The 20,954-nt window shown below is 53.1% G+C and carries 12 protein-coding genes; 11 read left to right on the top strand and 1 reads right to left on the bottom strand.

Annotation, left to right across the window (positions count from 1 at the left end; translation table 11 throughout):
• The first annotated feature begins 159 nt into the window (after nt 1–159).
• The 10 genes from AC50X8_RS05625 to AC50X8_RS05580 all read left to right on the top strand — a co-directional run bounded on the left by AC50X8_RS05625 (nt 160) and on the right by AC50X8_RS05580 (nt 11,997).
• The gene (locus AC50X8_RS05625) at nt 160–1,782 is read left to right on the top strand and encodes an extracellular solute-binding protein (RefSeq protein ID WP_494879018.1); all 1,623 of its coding nucleotides are present in this window, start codon (nt 160–162) and stop codon (nt 1,780–1,782) included.
• Nucleotides 1,783–1,920: 138 nt separating this feature from the next.
• Nucleotides 1,921–2,979, top strand: a complete 1,059-nt coding sequence (locus tag AC50X8_RS05620; protein ID WP_494879017.1) for an ABC transporter permease — start codon at nt 1,921–1,923, stop codon at nt 2,977–2,979.
• A 15-nt stretch (nt 2,980–2,994) separates the two neighbouring features.
• Nucleotides 2,995–3,864: a carbohydrate ABC transporter permease gene (locus AC50X8_RS05615; protein ID WP_056031773.1), complete on the top strand. Its 870-nt coding sequence runs from the start codon at nt 2,995–2,997 to the stop codon at nt 3,862–3,864.
• A 68-nt stretch (nt 3,865–3,932) separates the two neighbouring features.
• Nucleotides 3,933–6,497 carry a helix-turn-helix domain-containing protein gene (locus AC50X8_RS05610; protein WP_494879016.1) on the top strand — a complete coding sequence of 855 codons (2,565 nt, stop codon included), beginning with the start codon at nt 3,933–3,935 and terminating at the stop codon, nt 6,495–6,497.
• Nucleotides 6,498–6,571: 74 nt separating this feature from the next.
• Nucleotides 6,572–8,095 carry a sulfatase family protein gene (locus tag AC50X8_RS05605; protein WP_494879015.1) on the top strand — a complete coding sequence of 508 codons (1,524 nt, stop codon included), beginning with the start codon at nt 6,572–6,574 and terminating at the stop codon, nt 8,093–8,095.
• Nucleotides 8,096–8,281: 186 nt separating this feature from the next.
• Complete coding sequence (locus AC50X8_RS05600) at nt 8,282–9,136, top strand: helix-turn-helix transcriptional regulator (protein WP_056031763.1); 855 nt, start codon at nt 8,282–8,284, stop codon at nt 9,134–9,136.
• 104 nt (nt 9,137–9,240) lie between these two features.
• Nucleotides 9,241–9,912: an SOS response-associated peptidase gene (locus AC50X8_RS05595; RefSeq protein ID WP_056031760.1), complete on the top strand. Its 672-nt coding sequence runs from the start codon at nt 9,241–9,243 to the stop codon at nt 9,910–9,912.
• Between the two features lie 587 nt (nt 9,913–10,499).
• Entirely contained in the window at nt 10,500–10,703 is a 204-nt protein-coding gene (locus tag AC50X8_RS05590; RefSeq protein WP_056031757.1) for a hypothetical protein, read from the top strand.
• 220 nt (nt 10,704–10,923) lie between these two features.
• Complete coding sequence (locus AC50X8_RS05585) at nt 10,924–11,112, top strand: hypothetical protein (RefSeq protein ID WP_046229494.1); 189 nt, start codon at nt 10,924–10,926, stop codon at nt 11,110–11,112.
• 156 nt (nt 11,113–11,268) lie between these two features.
• Nucleotides 11,269–11,997, top strand: coding sequence for a M24 family metallopeptidase (locus tag AC50X8_RS05580; protein WP_056031754.1), 729 nt, complete (start codon nt 11,269–11,271; stop codon nt 11,995–11,997).
• A gap of 101 nt (nt 11,998–12,098) precedes the next feature.
• Here AC50X8_RS05580 and AC50X8_RS05575 read toward each other — a convergent pair whose 3' ends face one another.
• On the bottom strand, nt 12,099–12,575 hold the full coding sequence (locus AC50X8_RS05575) for a GNAT family N-acetyltransferase (protein ID WP_056031751.1): 477 nt from the start codon (nt 12,573–12,575) through the stop codon (nt 12,099–12,101).
• A gap of 301 nt (nt 12,576–12,876) precedes the next feature.
• On the opposite strand from AC50X8_RS05575, the gene AC50X8_RS05570 reads away from it, so the two are divergent.
• Complete coding sequence (locus AC50X8_RS05570) at nt 12,877–20,415, top strand: immunoglobulin-like domain-containing protein (protein ID WP_494879014.1); 7,539 nt, start codon at nt 12,877–12,879, stop codon at nt 20,413–20,415.
• Nucleotides 20,416–20,954 lie beyond the last annotated feature (539 nt).

The raw sequence follows: 20,954 nt of genomic DNA, 5'->3' as shown, positions 1-20,954 counted from the left end.
TACAGGGGAAATACGGCTGTGCAAAAAAGTGAAGTTGCAGGAAATTGCCGTATTGTATAAAGTACAAGACAGGTTGCGGGCGGGAATGTGCTGCATTAAAGCCGATTATACCCATGGGATAAATGAAAATTTTGAGGAAATGGAAGGGGACAGGTGGATATGGCAATACGTTCAGGAATAAGGAAAAAAAGATGGGCTCGCGGAGGGATGGCGGCGCTGCTCGTCATGACCTTGCTGCTATCTGCTTGCGGAAAAGCTTCTGAGTCTGCAGGTGCGAACCAAGGAGGGCAGAGCAGCAGTAGCTCGCCAAGCGCTTCATCGGGCAATGAAGGCGCAGAAGCGCCGCTTGAGCTAAGCATTATGACGATTACGCCAAGCGCAACGCCAGCTGCCGATGATAATGTCATTAAACGCGCAATTGAAAAGGCGACGAATTCGAAAATGAGCATTCAGTGGATTTCCAACAACATATATGGAGAGAAGCTGAATTTAACGCTCGCCTCGGGCGAAATTCCCGATCTGATTATGGTTAATGATCCATTCGCAAGCACGTTTATGAATATGGCGCTGCAAGGCGCTTTCTGGAATTTATCCGATTATATTAAGGATTACCCGAATCTCGCAAACCGCATTCCGGATATCGCTTGGGAGACGACGAAGCTGTCAGATGGCGGCAATTACGGCGTGCCGCGTCCACGCTCGGTCGATGGAGAATCGTTCTTTATTATTCGCAAAGACTGGCTGGATAAGGTCGGCCTTGAGGTGCCAACAACGACGGATGAGCTGAAAACCGTTATGAAGGCATTTGTTCAAGATGACCCGGACGGCAACGGTGTGGCAGATACGACGGCACTTGCTGCCTACATTGATCCGGCAGACCTTGGCTTTGGCGGCAATATCGGGCCTGTTCTGGGCGCGATCGAGAGCTCTTTTACAGGAGTGAACGGCAATTGGAAGTGGGATGAGGCGACCAAGCAAATGATCTTTACCGCGTTCCTGCCGGAAACGGAGCAGTCGCTTGCGTATTTGACAGAGGCCTATGCGAATAAAATGATGCCGGAGGACTTGCTGTCGCTTAAGCTGACGCAGGTGCGCGATTTGTTCAAGGCGAATAAAGCAGGCATTATCGTCGACAAGACGGGAACGATGAAAAATATTTATGCCGATGAGCTTAAGAAGGTGGCTCCTGATTTTAAATATACCGATTTTTACCCGCTGGCGAATTTGAACGGCTACAATCCGAAGGGCGGCGGCTACAACGGGATTCTTGCCATTCCGAAGAATGTGCCGGAAGAGAAGATGAAACGGATTTTGGAGCTGCTTGATACGTGGATGAATGAGGATGTATATGCCATTCAGCGCGATGGGCTGGAGGGTATCCATTATCGTGTGGAAAATGGCGAAAAAATCGTCGATGGCGAGAAGCTGAAGGCCGATAATGCGTCCGACTTCAACCATATTGTGAACGTGAGCGATGTCGTATGGGATACGAAAGCTGGAACGGAAGAAGAGACGGCAGCGAATGAACTGTTCCAGAAGGTCAATGAAGAGCGGGCGAAAACGTACGCTGCCAACATTGCCGCGGGGCTGCAATCGGAGACGGGCCAACTGATTTTGCCAGAGCTGAACAAAAAAATTCAGGATTTGAAGGCGAAAATCATCCTCGGACGCGAGCCGCTCAGCGCTTGGACGGCGTTCGTAGAAGCAACGCGCAAGGACCCTCAGGTGCTGAAAATGACCGAGGAAATTACGGAATCGTATTTGAATCGAAACGCGAAGTAGATGTACAAGATTTACAAAGCAAAACACCTATGCTATTATCTTAAAACCAATTAAGTGCATAGGAATAATATAAAATCAACCTGCTGCGCCCACCCATTTCATGGAGCGGTGCGGCAGGGTGAGGAGGGGCAGCGTTTAATGAGCCCAATACATTCATATGACACGACGACGGAGAACACAGCTAAAACGACAACTAAAACGACAGTTAAAATAGCAACCGATGCCGATGCAGCTATAACAGTGGCTGATGGCAACAAGCAGAACGCGGGAAGCAGCGGCAGTCAAAAATATTGGAAAAGCCTGCGTTCAAGCCTTCGGCGCGACCAATCGCTTTATTTGCTGGCTTTGCCAGGGCTGTTATTTTTCATTCTTTTCAAATATGTGCCGATGTGGGGCGTACTGATCGCTTTTCAAAACTATTTTCCGTTCAAAGGAATGTTAGGCAGCGAGTGGGTCGGGTTTGCCCACTTTGCCCGTTTTTTCGCTCATTCGGAATTTATTTTGCTGTTTCGCAATACGCTGGCGATCAGCCTGCTGAATTTGCTGCTCTTTTTTCCCGTGCCCATTATTGTGGCCCTTTGTTTGAATGAGCTGCGCAGCATGCTGTACAAACGGATCGTGCAGACGGTCATTTATATGCCGCATTTTCTATCATGGGTTATCATTGCCGGCCTGACCTTTTTGCTGCTGGGCAAGGGGGAGGGGCTTGTCAATGCGATGCTTGAAGCCGCTGGGCAACCGCGAATTGATTTTTTAACGAACCCGGATTCGTTCTGGATGCTCGTGACGCTGCAAGCGGTGTGGAAGGAAGGCGGCTGGGGCACGATTGTATTTTTGGCGGCGATTGCGGGCATTGATCCGCAAATTTATGAGGCGGCACGTGTCGATGGAGCGGGCAGGCTGCGCCAAATTTGGCATATTACACTGCCGGGCATCCGCGGCGTTATCGTAATTTTGCTCATTCTTCGGCTGGGCGACATTATGGATGTGGGCTTCGAGCAGATTTTCCTCATGTATAACGGGGCGGTATCCGAGGTAGCGGAAGTATTCGATACGTATGTGTACAGGGTCGGCATTCAGCAGGGCCAATTCAGCTACAGTACGGCCGTCGGGCTATTCAAATCTGTCATCGGCCTTATTCTGGTGCTGCTTGCCAACAAGCTGGCGAAGCGGCTGGGCGAGGATGGCGTCTACTAAAAGGAGCAATGCAATATGAAGCAACGTTTCGGCGACCGTGTGTTCCAAGCGGCTAATGGCCTGTTTCTCGGGCTGCTGGCGTTGGTGACGGTATTCCCGATTTATTATGTGTTTATCGTTTCGTTCACCGATCCGAGCGAATTTCTGCTTAAGAAGTTCGTTTTGTTTCCGCAAAAATGGTCCCTCGAGGCGTACGAATATTTACTTTCGACGAAGGCTTTCCCGCGCTCGCTCGGCAATAGCGCGTTTCTGGCCGTCATCGGCACGCTGTGCAGCCTTGCGATCAGCTCGTCCTTCGCCTATGCGCTGTCACAGCGTCGGATGCTGCTGCGCAGGCCGCTGATGCTTCTGGTGCTGCTGACGATATTGTTCAGCCCCGGCATCATTCCGCATTATTTGCTCGTTAGAGAGCTGGGGCTGATCAACAGCCTGTGGTCGCTCATTTTGCCATCGCTTGCGAACGGCTGGACGGTGCTGCTGATGAAGGGCTTCTTCGACAGCCTGCCCGCCGAGCTTGGCGAATCGGCAGCGATGGATGGCAGTGGCGCGGTGCGGACGTGGCTGACCATTATTTTGCCGCTGTCGCTGCCGGCGCTGGCGGCATTCGGGCTATTTTTCGCCGTCGGCTATTGGAACCAGTTTTTCTCGGCGCTGCTGTATTTGAATGATGCGGCGCAATGGCCGATTCAAGTGCTGCTGCAAAATATGCTGAAAAGCGCCTCAACCATCGACCTGACCATTCCAGGCCAGGCTGTGGAGGCTCCGCCGTCAGAAATGCTCAAGATGGCTTCCGTCATTATCGCGATAACGCCGATTTTGCTGGTGTACCCTTTTTTGCAAAAGCATTTTGCCAAGGGCGCGATGGTCGGTTCTGTGAAAGGATAGGCAACGGGCACATGGCCCATGCTGCATGCCATAAGCATTGAGGCATAAAAAACGAAGGAAGGCAGGCGATGGCGATGGGAATCAGACGTTTTGCAGAAGGCTTAGGAAAAGGCAGGCGCACGGAAGCGGCGGCTATGCTGCGCGGCTCTTATTTTCGCCGGAGTTTGGCGCTTGTGCTGCTCATCGCCTGCATTCCGGGCCTTGTGATGGGAATTGTCATGCATAAATCGATTACGGTGAAAATGGAAACGGTGCTCCAGCATTTGCACCATGCGCAGATCGAGCAGCGGGCGCGGACGATAGATGAGCAGCTGTCGGCGCTTGAGCTGTCCTTCTCGCAATGGGCTTTCGATCCCGTATTCGATAATCGGCTGCGGCAGCTGGACTTCGTCTATAAATACAAGCAGGTGCATGAGCTGTACCGCACGCTGCTCATTATGAACAATTCGCATACATTAGTAAAACAGGCGGAGCTGTTTCTGCTGTATCCGCAGCCGCTAGTCATGAAGCCGGACCGCTATGATTTTATCGATGATCTGGACAAACTCGAGCAATATAAAGCGCTGCTTCGTCAGTCTGTGGGCGCCTATTGGACCCGATCCGAAGGCGGCAAAGCGCCAATGCTGGTCAATCGCCTGCCGGGCGGAGAGGAGAAGCCGCTGGGCATTGTGACGACGACGCTCGACGAGAATAAGCTGAACCGGCTGCTGGATACGCTCACGCCTTATACAGAGGGAGAGACCTTTCTGCTCGATAGCGAGGGCAATTGGCTCATGAATGGCAGCGAGCCCGCATCGCCGCTTGCGGCAAAGCTGCGCGAAGTCTACTTGCAGCATCGCGGCTCAGGCGAGTCCTTGCGCATGGAATATGGCGATGAGGCATATTCCGTCTCTTACGGCAGCTTTCGCCGCCTCGGTACGGATTGGATTTATGTGTCCGCTGCGCCCATGACGGCGGTTATTGCGCCATCGCTGCTTATTTCGCGCTTTATATTAGCGGTTAGCGCAGGCGGGCTGCTGCTGGCACTTGCGCTGTCATGGATCGGCTCGCTGCGCATCTATTCTCCGGTGGCCGGCCTGCTGGCAAGGCTGATCGGGGACAAGCGCAGCGGCGGCGGTTTGAGGCAGCGGGAGGAGGGACGCGACGAGTTGGGCGCACTGGAGCGGCGCTGGCGGGGAATGGAAAGGGAGCGTGAGACGCTGCGCAGCAGGCTGGAGCATCATATTCCAGTCATCCGCGAGAGCTTCTTGCTGCAGCTGGCGCAGGGCCATCTGCCTGAGCTTGCCGAAGCGGAGCTGCGGGAGCGGCTGGAGCAGCTCGGGGGCGCGGCTGCGCAGGACGGCGGCAGCTGGGCGGCGCTGGTCGTGCAGTTTCGAGGTGGCTCCTTCGGTAGCGGCTTCGGAAGCAGCGAGTCGTCGCCGCGGCAAAGTGAAGGCGATATCGCTTCACTTGAAGTATCCGAGCTGCTGGCGGAGCTTGCAGTGCGGCAGGGTTATGCTGCTGAGCAGCTGCATTTTCACGATGGCTCGATTGGGGTGCTGCTGGCGCTGCCTAAGCTGGATGCGGCTAGCGATTTGGCTGCACTAGAGCAGGAAGCCGATCAGCCAGCTGATCAACAGAGCGAAGCTGGGCCATCCGGTAGTCAACGGCATGCCAGCGAGTCGAATGCCGATGAGCAGCATACGCAATTGCTCGGTTTAGCCAGCGAGTTGACTGCTCAGGTGGAGCAGACGCTTGGTCTACGCCTGACGGTTGTAGTTGCGGGTACCGTGCTTGAGCTGCGCCGAGTTCCCACGCTGTTCGAGAAAGCGAAGCAGACGCTGCGCCACCGTCTGCTTGCGAGCACGCAAACGGTTATCGATCTAGCGCAGCAGGAGCAGCAAGCCTCCGGTGCAGATAGCCCTTATCCTTTTGCGCTCGAAAATGACATCGTCTATGCGATACGCAGCGGCAGCGGGGATGAAGCGATGGAAGGCATTAGCCGCTTCATCGGCGAGTTGGCTTCCGGAGAGGCTTCTGCTGCAGAGGCATCTGGGGAAGGTGGCGAAGCGGCAGGCTCTCAGGCTCTCAGGTATCGTCTATTGCAGCTGCTTGGAACGATTCAGCATGCGATGATGCAGGCTGGCGCCAATCCTGTACAGCTGTTCGAAGGCAGGCTGCTCCTTGATGAGCTGCAGCAGTTGAACCATACCCACGATGTGCTATGGTGGTTCCGTCATCAAGTGGTCGACGTGTTTATTCACGAGGTTGCAGGCAAGCAGGAGAAGCAAATTCAGCAGGCCATCTATAAGATGAAGGAGCATGTGGACAATGAATATGCCTCTGTCCTGTCGCTTGAAGCGCTTGCTGACGCCTACGGCATGAATTCCTATACGCTTAGCCGATCCTTTAAGCAGGCGTTTGATTGCAATTTTATCGATTATTTAACGAAGGTTCGTTTAAACCATGCGAAGGAACTGCTGCTGCATTCCGACCTGAAAATGAATGAAATCGCGGAGCTGGTCGGCTACCAGCCGAGCTACTTCAATCGAACGTTCAAAAAAAGCGAGGGCATTACGCCAAGCCGCTACCGCGATGTCGTTCGGAGTGCGGGAGAGCCGACCCGCTTGCACAGCTTGGGGCAGGGGAAATAAGGCCCGAGCCTAACTTTAAAGCAATCATAAGGCAACCATATAGTAACCATAAAAGCAGGAAGAAGAGGTGAACGATGACCAATCAATCAGAAGAACAGCCAACGATTATATTTCTAATGACCGACCAGCAGAGATGGGATTGTATCGGCAAATACAATGCCCATATTCATACGCCAAACATTGACAAGCTGGCAGAAAAAGGGATTGCGTTCAATCAGGCGGTATGCCAGTCGCCGATGTGCGTCCCAAGCCGGAGCTCCATGATGCTGGGCTATTACCCTTCGCAGCTGGGCGTCCGCACGAATTACGGCGGCCTGTTCGACGAGAGCCGGCTGCCAGCGGAGCCGCTTCCGGCTATTATGCAGCGGGCCGGCTATCAGACGGCGGGCTTTGGCAAAACCCACTGGAACCACGGCCAGGGCGTGGAAGAGCCGGATACGCGAGGCTTTGAGGTGCGGGCAGTAGGGCTGTCCCGTACAAGCGGGCATTATGAGGCAGGCGCGATTATGATGGGCGATGTCAACCCGGAGGCGCTCGAAGCGTATCACCGGGAAACGGCCTCCTTCGGGGGCGGCGAGGAAAATTCGAACGGCTACATTGGCCTAACCAGTACGCTGCCGCTGAACCATCATCGCGACGGCTGGGTGGCGGAGCAGGCGCTTGCTTTTATCGATGAAGGGCTGGATGCTTCGCGGCCTTTGTTTTTCTACCTATCTTTTCTCAAACCGCATGCGGGCTTGAATGTGCCGAAGGAATTTGAGGATTTGTATGATCTGGAGCAAATTCCCGATATTCCGCAGCCGCCTTGGGAGGTGGAAGAGAACACGCATCTACAGGCAACCGATGATTTAAATGCGAACAGCAAAGAGGTTTATTTGGAGAAAAAGCGCATTTGGGAGCAGATGAGTCCACTTGAGCAGAGACGGACAACGCTGCGGTATTGGGCCAATTGCTCGTGGCTTGACCATTATTTTGGCCTTGCTTTGGACAAGCTGGAGCAGCAGGGCCGGCTCGGAAATGCACTCATTGTATTCGTCTCTGATCATGGCGAAATGCTGGGCGAACGGCGCTACCGCTTCAATAAATATAATTTGTATGACAGCAGCGTGCGGGTGCCGATGATTTTGTCGGGCTCCTATATTCAGCAGCATAAGTGGGGCACTGAGGATGAGCGGCCAGCCGAATTAATTGATCTGGTGCCTACATTGACTGCGGCTGCAGGGCTTGAGCGCAATCCGATGCTGCCGGGCTTCGATCTGCTCGGTGAGACGGTGCGGCGGGGAAGCTTCTGCGAATTTCACGGCAAGGGGGTAACCGCACCGCATTCGGCGCCCGTCTATATGTGGCGAACGAAGGAATGGAAGCTGATCCTCTACATCGATGGTTCGGTGCGGGATGCAGCGGCGCGCGTAGACGAAACGAAGGGCGAGCTGTATCATTTGGCGAGCGACGCAGGAGAATGGCATAATTTATATAGTGATGACCAACATGCGGCCACTCGGGAGCGTCTTAAGACGGAGCTGCTGATGCATTTGGCTTCAGCTTGGTCCAAAGGCCCTTTTTTTTACGATAAAGGCGGCCTTCAGGCGCTTCAATAACCGATGGAAAAATAAGGCGAGAGCCAGCTTGGCGGGACAACGATGTCCGTCAAGCTTTTTTGCCGTGCAAGCCACTTGCTCCCTTATGACGCATCCGGCGGCAAAGGTAGACAAACGATTGTTAGTTATGTAACATGGGGCAATACATAAATACTAACTTACATAGTTGCACAAGGAGAGATTGTCGTGTCAGAGGAACTGCTGCTAACGTTTCGTTCGCCGCCGCTGCCCTTTTTTATAGAATCAAACCGCAGGACGTATCAAGCGGGTGAGGAACATCCGAACCGGACCAATATTGGCGTATTCGATATGCTGTTTGTCCATGAAGGCGCTTTGCATCTTTCGGAAGGGGAGCGTAAATGGCTGCTGGGCCCTGGGGATGTGCTAATTTTGCGGCCGGACAGCTATCATTATTCGTATCAGCCCTGCCAGGAGACGACCGTGTTTGACTGGGTACATTTTCAAACGGTGGGTGCATGGGAAGAGACAGAGGGGAGTCAATCGGGCTCCTTACGGGGAGATTATTATACGTATGCTATTCGGCTGCCGAAAAAAATCCATCTGTCCTATCCAGACGAAGCGAAGCTCATTTTCGGACAGCTGCATGATGCCGCGCAAAGCTCGTCGCATGGTGCATTTTGGGAGCGCCAGCAGCGTTTTCTGCATTTGCTGCAAATGCTCGATGAAGGCTGGCGTTCGGATGCTGCCAGAGCAGGCGTATCGGTGGCGGAGCGTGCAGCTGCCTACTTGAAAATGAATTACCGCAGCCCGATCAGCAATGGCATGCTCAGCGAAGTGCTGCAGCTGCATACCAATTATATTACGCGCTGTATGACCGAGGTGTTCGGCTGTACGCCGCAGCAATATTTGCTCTACTATAGGCTGGATCAGGCGAAGCTGCTGCTTATTAAGACAGACTGGACGATCGCCCGCATCGCGGAGGAAACGGGCTTCCGGCAAACCCCGCATTTCTCGCGGCTGTTTGCCTCCCATACCGGAATGCCGCCGCTTAAATTCCGCAAGCGTTTTACGACAAATTAAGCCAAGAAGCGAATAAAAACCCTCCTCTTATGCAAATAATGGGCAAGACGATATTTTGAGCGTTGCGGAAAGCTTGCCCGCACAGCTTCGAGGGGGATATACAGATGATTGAACGTTATTCGGTAAAGGCAAGTGTCGATGATTTGGTTCGCTCGTTTCAGGTTGGGAATGTAATTGATTGCGATGTGACAAGGTTTAATATAGCGCCGACCCAGTCGGTATCGATTGTGATGAATGACCGTTTAGGCGAGCGGACGCTTCAGGATGCCAGATGGGGCTTGTTTCCGTTCTGGGCGAAGGATTCCGTAAATGCGGATTGCGAGCGTTTGTCTGAAAAGCCGTTTTTCGAGCGGATGCTGCGCAGGCAGCGTTGTGTTGTACCGTGCAGCGGCTTCTTTGGCTGGCAGCAATATGGCCAGGAGCGCGAGCCGCGGGCGATGCATATTGTGGTACCGAGCCAGCGATTGTTTGGAGTAGCGGGTTTCTTTGATGCCTGGAAAAATTATCAGGGACAGGAAGTACGCGCATTTACGATGATTACGGCTAATTCTTCAGGTGCGTTATCCGGCTGGCAGCCGCGCGTGCCCATCGTGCTCGACGAGGAAGGGCTGGAAGATTGGCTCAATCCGCGCATTCATGATTTCCGTTCGCTGCGCAAGCATCTCGACCCGCTGGAATCGTATCAGCTCAGAGCATATCCGGTAACGAATGCGGTAGGCAATGAAGCGTACGAGTCGCCGGATTGCATTCAGGAGATTATGCCGGACTTTGCATAGCTGCGGCAAACAGGCTCCGGCTGCTGCTTAAGACTTATAGGATGCTTGAGGCCGAGCCTTCGTTCCGAGGAAAGTGTGGAAGCGGAGGTTTTTTCGGCCAAATAAAAGAAAGGGCTTACATTATGGTTTGGCTAGGCAAGATCGTTCCTAGGACAGTTGAAGCTAGGCTGGATATTCGCTATAATGTAACCTATATTTGGAAATATCTGTAGCTTGAAAACAAGCGGCTTTTTGCCGATATGTAAGATTATAAGCATATATAAGTTTCACCTTAAAATATAGGAAAGGATATCCTAACGTGATCCTTTCTCTATATTTTTCGGACTGAAACGCGCTTCGCGGCCAAGGGCAAGCGACAGCCGTTTCACCTTAAAATATAGGAAAGGATATTCTAACGTGATCCTTTCTCTATATTTCTCGGACTGAAACGCGCTTCGCGGCCAAGGGCAAGCGACAGCCGTTTCACCTTAAAATATAGGAAAGGATATCCTAACGTGATCCTTTCTCTGTATTTCTCGGACTGAAACGCGCTTCGCGGCCAAGGGCAAGCGACAGCCGTTTCACCTTATCAGAGAGGAGTTGGGATAATGGTTCAGGGCTGGGTCACTGCGCTGGTGCTGTCATTCGGTATTGCGGTCGCTATTTTCGGAGTTGTCGCCTATTTACGAATGTTTCATAAAGACCGGAGCGCAGCTTCTGTCCGTTCATCCATAGAGCGTCATGCTAGTGCTGACGAGGCTTCCGCTGGTGAGGAGGAGCGTGATTCACGTCTGGACAGGACGCCTGACTAGCGCTGATTTCGCATAAATTATACGCTTGGTAGACGAGACCGTCAAATGCATGCTTTCCCAAGTGTAGCATAAATGTTATAATAGTAAGAAAAGTTCAAACATTTTGAATCATCAAACCATGGTGACGCTTGACCGATGGGAGTCCGGCGGTGTTTTAGCCGAATGTGTTCTCGGAATTTGTTGTTTAGGACGACCATCCAACGTTAAGGGAGGAGATTTCATGGCGAAGCACAGCCAGAATGAAGTCAAGGAAAGCCTGAAAGAACTAACGAGAATTTTCCAACCCAAGGATTCACGCAAATTTGTTAGGGATTACATTCGAAAGTACCGGATTACCGGCGGCTACGAGGAAGAATTAACATTGCTGGTGGAAGATGAAATGGGCAAGCTCAACTCCTCAGTCGGCTAATCGCATGGTTATACGGGCTCTATTCCCTTCAAGGGGAATAGGGCCCTTTTGTTTGAAGGGAATGAGAGAAAACACCGCAATCCATAATTTGTTCACATTCGTGAGAATGACCGCTTTGCTCCTCGAATATGGTGAATAGAGGAGGGAGGTTTGGATATGCTGACGAAGCTTGCGCTTGGCATGGAAGAGCAGTATGTACAGCATGCAGGGAGCATTATAGCTGCATGCCACAAGGAGCTGTCAAAGCGGATTACCTGTGGGGTGACGACGCTTGAGATTGAGCGGTTTACGGAGCGATTCATGCTGGAGAGAGGGGCATTTCCGGCCTATAAGGGGCGCAAAGGTTATCCGTTCGCCATTTATGCCTCGGTAAACGGGATGCTGCGGGGAGGATTTCCCGGAACGGCTCCTCTGTCCAGCGGTGATATGGTCAAAATCGAAATGATAGCCGGGGTGGATGGCGGAGCAGCTGAATTTGCCTGGACGTATGCAATAGGTGAGCCGTCCCCGTTGGCACGCAAGCTGCTGCGCACGGCGCAGCACACGCTGAATCGCGGCATTGCCGAAGCGAGAGTAGGCAAAAGCGCCGGAGATATCATCGTGGCTATCCATACTTCGGCGGCCAAGTCGGGCTGTCTGGTCATGAACAGCATGCCGGATATTGCGGTCCATGGCATTCTCCAGCGGCTTCAGCAGGGAGAGATGCGCCCGGTGGAGCAGCCGGAGGAGCTATTGGCAGAAGGCATGATTTTGACGATTGATTTGATTGTGGGATTAGGCGCACTGGCGGGTGACGCTGCTAGTGTCGAGCCGGGACTTGCGACAGCGCATGTCAAGCATACCGTCGCGGTTACCCGCTCAGGCCCTATAGTACTGACCAGATGAAGCGGATGACGCTGTACGCTTAAGCAGACAAAAAGAAGATCACACCTCACGGAAGGAGAGGGTGATCTTTTTTGCTTTTTATGCGCTTTTGTCTCAGCCCGTCAGGAGCTGATGGCCAGCCTGAACATTTGCCGTGAGCCGCCTTCTGGCCCAGCCGGTATGGCCAATGGCAAAGGCACAAATCCAAATTTCTCGTAGAGCCTTCTTGCGGGCAGACCCTCTAATACATCCTCGCCAAATGTCGTGACGGTCAGCTCTGATGATGTCGGGATTAACATCAAAATATGATTTAGCAGCAAAGTTGCGACCCCCTTGCTTCTGGCTTCTCTTGCTACAGACAACCAGCCAATTTTATAGAGAGGGGCCTGTGATGAAGAAAATAACAAGCCCCCTAGCAAGCGCGCACCTGGCGGACCATCCTTTTCTCTTACGCAAAATGCACGATTTTGCTGTATGTTCTTCTCCAAAGCTTGCAGGAATTTGGGGCTGTCTACCATTGGGCCAAAAAGATGCTCGACCTCGGAAGCCAGTGCCAGCCAGCTCTGTATATCTTCTTTTGTGGCGTTTACAGCTTTCATAAGGCATTTTCCTCCTAATAAACAGAGTGCTGATAGAAGCCATATTATAGTAACATGGGAAAGGCTGTACAACATACTTCAAGAGTTCACCAAAGTTAAAATAGTTCAGTCGTGAAAACGCCACATTGTTCACTAGGCTTGTATTGTTGCTCTTCCGGGTTGTACAAGCATTGGGCTAAGCTAAATACAGACCGGAAGGCGCCGGGTTGGGGGAAAGCCATTCTCTTCCTCCAACAATTGTAAGCGCTTACCATTTATCTGGGTTGAAGGTCAACGTGAAAAAAATTGGGGAGGGTCGCAATTGAAAAAATCCATAGCTGCACTATCCAAGCTTATGCTGGCACTGATGATCGTTTTGCCTGGGATCATGCCTGTCTATACGGCAACGGCATCGGCAGAATCTGCGCTGGCCTTAGAAGAAACGGTAACTACAGCAGAAGGAGTTCAACAATCGCAGCAGCAAAGTGAAACAGGGGAGTCGCAAGAGGGACAAGGAGGAGCGGTAGAGCAGCAGTTGCTCGTCGCTCAGGAGGCAGCAGCTGTTGCCAACGAACCGCTGTTTACGGATGATTTTCAGGATGGAGATTTGCAAGGGTGGACGGTTAATAACAGCAGCATTATTAAAGCAGCAGCTGATCCGGCTTCGGCTAGCAATCAGGTGCTGTACGTAAGCGCGGGGGACGAGGCCATTGCATCCGTCAATCAGGATATTGGCAGCGACTACGTGTACGAGGCCAAGGTGAAAAAAGTGGCTGCGGGAGCGTTTCCCGGCATTTTGGCACGATACAGCGATGTGAACAATTTTTATATGTTCCAGTTGGGGGATAATCGGTTCTCCCTATCCAAACGGGTAGGCGGTACTACAACAACGCTTGGAGAATATCCGATTACAATTAATGTGAACCAATGGTACACGATGCGCATAATCGTCGAAGGCAGCAAAATGAAAGCCTACGTGGATGATAAGCTTATTTTTAATGTAACAGATACTTCCCTTACGTCAGGGAAAGCGGGCTTCCGCTCCCGCTGGGAAAAAAGCGCGCTGGATGATGTAGGCATCTGGCAAATTCCGAGTCCGAAGCCGGAGGCTCCGAGCGATTTGCAGGCAACGGGCATCACATCGTCTGCGGCAACGATTAGCTGGGAAAGTACGGTAACGGGAGCTACCTATCGTGTGTACCGCTCGACCGATGCGGCCGCGGGCTTTACTCCAGTGTATGTCGGAACAGATAAGCACTATGAGGACAAGGGATTGGCTTCCGGCGTCACCTATTACTATCAGGTTGCAGCGGAGGTCAACAAATATGAGGTCGTTTCTTCAACCATCTCGTTGACGACGGTGCTGGTACTGCCGGAATCGCCAGATTTGCTGCCGGGCATAGTAGCGGCTTACCCGTTCAATGAAACGTCAGGGACGCAGGTATCGCCGCTTGGCGCCAGCAGCAATCAGGGTAAAGCAACGCTTACCGGCGGGGCATCGTGGACAACCGGCCGATCGGGCGGAGCCGTCGATCTCAATGGCTCGAATGGCTATGTATCACTTCCTGCGGGCATGCTGAAGGATTTGAACGAGGTCAGCTTTGCTTTCTGGGTGAAGCAGGACACGCTCAAGCAGTGGACTCGTGTGTTCGATATCGGGCTCGGCACGAACAATTATATATTCTTTACCCCAGCAACGGGCGCTAATGAGTCGCGATTCGTCTTGAAAAATGGCGGCAGCGAGCAAATTGTCGGCGTCAGCCCTGCACAGCAGGCAACTGATCGCTGGGTTCATTATGCGATGACGCTTTCGGGCTCTACAGGCGTGTTGTACGTGGACGGCGTAGAGGTGGGGCGCAATGCGAATATGACGCTGAAGCCTAAGGATTTGGGCCAAACGACGCTGAACTATATCGGCCGATCGATGTTTAGCTCTGATCCGTATTTTGACGGCAAAATCGATGATTTTTATGTGTTCAATCGGGCGTTGGGTCCGAAGGAGGTGGCCTTGTTCACGTATCCGGAGGATCAGGCTAAAGTAGCGGCAGATAAGGCGGCTGTGACGCTGCCCGGCGATTTGGCCAAGGTGATGGCCGATCTTGCGCTGCCAGCTAAAGGTGCTAACGGCACGACACTCGCATGGGAATCTGACCAGCCGGCAGTTGTTGATAGGGCTGGGAAGGTCACGCGTCCTGCCTTTGGACAGCCAGACGTGGACGTAACGTTGACTATGACGATTAAGCGAGGCAATGCGTCAGACACGAAGCTGTTCCAGCTCAAGGTGCTGGCAGATTTGTCAGACGAGGCAGCGGTCGAAAACGACAAGGACGCGCTTGCGGTCGCGCATGCCGATGGGGCGACAGCGAAGCTCAGCCTGCCGGATGCAGGGGCGAACCGCACGAGAATTTCGTGGCAGTCGGATCATCCGGTTAATCTGCGCCCAGACGGCATGGTTAGCCGTCCCGCTATTGGCGAAGGAGATTTGCTCGTTAAGCTGACGGCGACCATTACGCGCGGCAGCGTATCGAAAACGCGAGTGTTCGACGTTAAAATTTTGGAACAGGATGCAAATACCGCTTATTTATTTGCTTATAACAAGCTGGTCAGCGGCACGGAAACGCTGCATTATGCGGTGAGCCGCAACGGGAAAAGCTGGACGGAGCTGGGCACGAACGCGGCATTCGTTTCGCCTATCGCGGATGGAGCCGATACGTTCAAGCTGAATTCCGAAGATAAATGGCTGAAATATACGTATTCAGGCGGCGCGTGGACGCTAGCTTCCGCTACGGATGTGGCGGGCGTGTGGACGCAGGAGGCAGCTAGCTCCTATACGCTCCCGTCCGGTGCGCTGGCGGGCAGCTTCAAGCGCATCGATGAAGCGGCTTGGAGCCGACTAGTACATGGCCTATCTGTACCGAGGACGCTTGATCCGATCATGACGATCTATACGGAAAAGGGCAGCGCGCCAAGGCTCCCGGATCGGGTGAAAATCGATTATACGAACAATCAGTATACGACGCTTCCTGTACAGTGGGATACCCTCGCTCCTTCCGCTTATGCAGGTGTGGGCAGCTTCAAGGCTGAGGGAACCGTGACAGGCACGTCTACCCGCATCAAGGCAGATATTAAGGTGCAGGACAATACTGGCAAAGCAGACGTTATTCGCAACGGCGAATACTGGTTTGATGACGAGGGCGGCATGATTCAGGCTCACGGCGGCTATATCCTCAAAGTAGCGGACACGTATTATTGGTTCGGCGAGGATAAAGGGCATAATTCGGCGGTGCTGAAAGGCGTCTCGGTATATGCATCCAAGGATCTTAAGCATTGGGAGTTCCGCAACAATGTGCTGACGACCGCCTCCCATCCGGAGCTCGCATCAGCGAAAATCGAGCGGCCTAAAGTGCTGTACAACGAAAAAACAGGCAAATATGTGTTATGGGGACATTGGGAGGAAGCGGGCAACTACAATCAGGCGAATATGATCGTAGCCGTATCCGACACCGTAGACGGCGATTACAAGTACGTGAATCGTTTCCAGCCGGGGGCGATGCAGGCTCGTGACTTTACGCTGTTCCAGGATGACGATGGCAGCGCGTATTTATTCGCATCCTCGAACAATAACGCCGACCTGAATGTGTTCAGGCTGACGGACGATTATTTGTACACGGAGAAGTATATGTATACGCTGTTCCCGGGTGTCAGAAGGGAAGCGCCAGCCGTTGTGAAGAAGGACGGGTACTACTACTTGTTCACTTCGGGGCAGTCCGGCTGGTATCCGAATCAAGGCTACTATTCAAGCGCCAAGTCGATTAACAGCCTTAGCGATTGGTCCGAGCTTAAGCGATTCGGTGATCCGGCGACGTATTACACGCAGCCGTCTTTCATTCTCAGCGTCTACGGCAGCGAAACGACCTCCTACGTCTATGTAGGTGACCGCTGGAATCCGTCGGCATTGATGAACTCGCAATATATTTGGCTGCCGCTAGAAATGGATAAAGGCATCGCATCCATTACGAACAGCGGAGATTTGGATTTGAATGCGGCGACGGGACTTTTTGAGACGGCGACCGATTTGCTTGTGTCGCAGGGCAAGCCTGTAGTGGCGAGCTCGCAAGCGTCCAGCAACCCGGCGACGATGGCGAATGACGGGATGTATTTTCAGGATACGAACAATGATGGCGGCAATGATAACTTCTTCGATTCTGGCAGCACCTCGTTCCCGACAACGTGGCGGGTCGATCTGCAGCGGGAATATGATTTGAGCCGCATTGATCTGAGCTGGAAAGAGTGGAATGGCTCGGAGGTTTATTACACGTATAAGGTGGAAGGCAGCGTAGATGATCAGCAGTATGATCTGATTATTGACCAGAGCGGCAATAAGACGCCTTCCTTCAACAGCGACAAGCTTACAGGCAAATACAGATATGTGAAGCTGACGATTTTGGGGCAGTTTGGACATACGAACAACGCCGATAAGCCGGTTACCTGGTACCGAGGCCTGCATGAGGTGAAAATTTATTCGTCCGACATGCAGCTGGATGTGCCGCAAGGTTTGCTGGCGACTGCTGTAAAAACATCGGCTGCTGCCGAGGTTACGACCATCAGCCTGAACTGGCAAAGCGTGCCGGGTGCAACGGCCTACACGCTATATCGTTCGGAAAGTGAAAACGGCACGTATGAGCAGGTGTATAACGGAAGAGCGATGGCGTATGACGACAACGGGCTTGCGGTCAGCAAAACGTATTTTTATAAGGTGAAGGCGACCCATCCGGGCGGCGGCTCGGAGCTTTCGCAGTCCGCACATGCGAGGACATTTATTGCATCAGCTGATCTGGATACGTACGATAATACGAAGGAAAATGTGTGGCTTGATGATGCGGGCAATGTGACGCACACGCCAACGATAACGCATGACGGCTTTTTGAAGCTGGGAAATCTGTATTACTATTATGAATATGTATCAGATACAGACGGATTCAAGCAGGTGAATTTGCATCAATCGGCAGACGGAGTCAACTGGACGTTCGTGGATACGGTGCTGACCCGCGATTCTCATCCAGAGCTTGCGGCTAGCAAATTCGAGGCGTGGAATTTCACGTACAACGAAGCAACGGGCAAAATCGTCATTTGGCTGCATTATGAAAATAACAAGGACTACTCGCTCGGCAGAGCGGCGGTGCTGTCCGGCGATCCCGGCGGGGTGCTGACGTTCCATGGCAGTGTGCGTCCGGCAGGCAACGATTCCCGCGATATTACCTTCTTCAAGGATGATGACGGCAAAGGCTATATCGTTTCCTCGGGCAACACGAATGCGGACTTGTTTATTTATGAGCTGTCTGCGGACTATTTGTCGGTAGAGCGCGTCGTGCTCAAGGTATATGAGGGCAAGCATCGGGAGGCTCCTTCGCTCATTAAGAAAGACGGCTACTATTACCTGTTCACCTCTGAGGCGGCAGGCTGGTACCCGAGCAAGGGCATGTATTCTTCCGCCATTTCGCTTGCAGGGCCTTGGACGGACCTGCGCAGAATCGGCAATAATTCGAACTTCTCGGCGCAATCCGGCTTTATTTGGAAAATGGAAGACTCCGCGGGGATCAGCTTTGTGAATATGGCGAACCGCTGGGTAGCAGGGGCGGGCGAGGCGAAGCAGCACTGGCTGCCGATTACACTGGGCAATGGCTATGCGAAATATGATTATTATGAAAAAGTGTACTACAACCAGGCAACGGGCGAAGTCGTTCCCGAGCAAAACGGCGAGCTGCTGTCGCAGGGCAAGCCAGCCATAGCGAAGAGCGAGCTGGAAAACAGTCCAGCCACCTACGCCAACGATGGCGATTACACGACAAGCTGGATCGCAGCGAATAACAGCTGGCCATCATGGTGGCAGGTTGATCTTGGCGATGTGTACAGCCTGACGAACATTCAGCTTTCGTGGTATTTGCATAATGGCTCGGAGGGCTATCACAGATACAAAATCGAAACGAGCTTGGACGGCGTTACCTTTACGACGGCGCTAGATAAGACGGACAATAAAACCTATGGTTTTACCTCGGATAAGCTGAGCGGCAAAGCAAGGTACGTAAGGGTGCAGATGGTCGATGCCGTTCTGCGCAACAATCCAAGCAACTGGTATACGCCGCAGTTTGGCGAGGTGAAGGTGTATGGGACGACGGTTCAGGAGGAGCAGACGAAGGAGACGCCAGTTGGCCTGAAAGTGAACGCGGCGACGGGCAAAGCGATTGAGCTGGCATGGACAGCGCTCTCTGGCGTGAGCGGCTACAACGTTTATCGTGCGACGGATGAAAATGGGCCGTACGTGCTGGCAAACGCCCAGCCAATCAGCACAGCATCGTATGCGGATAGTGGCCTGAGCGCCAATACGGATTATTTTTATCAGGTGTCCGCCCTTTACGCTGCGGGCGAATCGGATAGATCAGCCGTATTGACGGCGAAGACGCTGACAGATCCGGGCACGCCGGGTGGCGGAACAGATCCGGGCACGCCGGGCGGTGGAACAGATCCGGGAACACCGGGCGGTGGAACAGATCCGGGAACACCAGGTGGTGGAACAGATCCGGGCACGCCGGGTGGTGGAACAGATCCGGGTACGCCGGGTGGTGGAACGGGTGGCGGTACGTCGAGCGGATCAGGTTCAGGCTCGACGGGCAGTGGAGCGAGCGTTGAAGCGGGAGCGAACGGGCTTACCGTGAAGGTGACAGCAGATGCGAGCGGCTTGCTGCAAGCGCAGCTGAGCGCAAGCGATATGGCGAAAGCGCTAGCTAGCCTGCAATCGGCTAATACGCTGCGCATTCAGCTTGAGCCAAGCAAGGCGGGAGCCGTAGCAGGAGCGAAAGTGGAGATTCCTATGGAATTGATGCTGGCAGGGGATCAGCCCAAAGTACGGTTCATCATCGTACAGGCGGGTGCTGTGCAGATTACAGTGGATATTACGAAGGCCGGGGGAATTGTGGCGGCAGGCGCCAAGAAATTAACGCTGGAAGCCGTCCAAGTGGCAGCTGCGGAGCTGCCGGCTAATGTGCAGACGAAATTAGGCGATCACCCCGTTTATGATTTCAAGCTGAGTGTAGACGGCAAGGAAATTCATGCCTTTGGGCAGAAGCATAATGCGCCAGTAACGGTGGAGCTTGCATATACGCTAAAAGCAGGCGAAAAAGCGCACAAAGTCGTCGTCTATTATGTAGGCGAGGACGGCGCACTGGAAGTCGTGCGCAACGTGAAGGTTGATGAGGCGGCTGGAGTCGTTCGCTTCCAGCCGGAGCATTTCAGCCGCTATGCGATCGCTTATGCGGATGTGGCTTTTGGAGATTTGGGCCAAGCGAAGTGGGCCCAAACGATGATTGAAGCGCTGGCAGCGCGCGAAATCGTGAGCGGAACGGGCGGCGGCAGGTTTGAGCCGGCGCGGGCTGTCACGCGAGCGGAGTTCGTCCAGCTGCTGCTGGGCGCGCTTGGGTTGATTGACGAGCAGGCGACTAGCAGCCTTCGGGATGTGTTGCAGGGCGCTTGGTATGAAGCGGCCGTTGCTTCGGCAGAGAAGCTGGGCCTCGTGAAAGGGCGCCCAGATGGGACGTTTGGCATTCATGACGCGATTACGCGCGAGGAAATGGCTGTTATTTTGGCCCGTGCAACGGAGCAGATCGCATGGGAAAGCACAGCAAGCACGAAGCCTTTCCCTTCCTTTGCAGATGAGCAGTCCATTAGCGGATTCGCTCAGGAGGCCGTCAGCGCAATGCAGCAGGCGGGCTTAGTGAACGGTTTCGAAGACGGCAGCTACCGTCCGCAAGGGCAGACGACTAGAGCGCAGGCAGCAGCTGTGATTTTCAAGCTGCTGAAGCTTTAGGAGCAGGAGAATGCGGGTGATAGGCCGCATTCTCGAAGCAGAAATAAGCAAGAATAGGGCAGTAGATCGCATACTTGAAGCAGAAATAAGCAAAAATGCGGCGATAGACTGCATGCTCGGAACAGAACTAAGCAAGCATGTGCCTATAGGCTCCATGCTTCAAGGATAATCGGCAAGACAGGTCAGCATCGCAGCTTGCAGGCTCTAAAATCCCGCTCGCTTCCTCGTATGATGGGGAACGCGCGGGATTTATTTTTCCCAGCAGAGGTCGTTGGTTAACTTCAATAGGTTCGCCATGATTCAAGGGCAATCACATCCGCCGATTCAAGGCTTGTGAACCGCAACTTGTGATTGTTGTTGTTACTGTTGCTGATTCCCGGCAGCTCGAGGCACTTGATGCTTTTGGCGGACTGAGGTTCCGCTATTCTGGCTTTTGAACCGATTTCAGGCCGTAAGCGGACAGGAGATCCGTTATTGCCCTCATTATCCCGGCAAAATGGGCATTTGCAGCGAAATAGCTGCTCCTGAGTCCGCGAACT

The organism is Paenibacillus sp. JT22N15 (genome assembly GCF_059383755.1).
This window is presented reverse-complemented; position numbering and strand designations above follow the sequence as displayed.